Origin of the sequence: Streptomyces tricolor, from assembly GCF_002155905.1 — a bacterium.
Classification (GTDB): Bacteria; Actinomycetota; Actinomycetes; order Streptomycetales; family Streptomycetaceae; genus Streptomyces; species Streptomyces tricolor.
In genome coordinates this window covers 1-212 of the sequence record NZ_MUMF01000358.1, presented here as the reverse complement: position 1 = coordinate 212, position 212 = coordinate 1, and the positions used below count along the sequence as shown (strand labels likewise).

Genomic DNA, 212 nt, shown 5'->3' with positions numbered 1-212 from the left:
GGAGCAGCTTCTTCACCGCGGCGGCGACTCGGCCGCCCTCGGCCTGGCCGGCCACCTTCGGGTTCACGATCTTCATGACCGCGCCCATGGCCCGCGGCCCCTCGGCCCCGGCCGCCTTCGCCTCCGCCACGGCCTGGGCGACGATCGCGTTCAGCTCGTCGTCGGACAGCTGCTTGGGCAGGTACTCGGCGAGCACCTCGCCCTCCGCCTTC

General features: G+C 73.6%; 1 protein-coding gene. It reads right to left on the bottom strand.

The window, feature by feature from the left end; all coding sequences use genetic code 11:
- The coding region (locus tag CCN44_RS24675; RefSeq protein WP_158103141.1) for a GatB/YqeY domain-containing protein at positions 1-212 on the bottom strand (212 nt) is incomplete at both ends.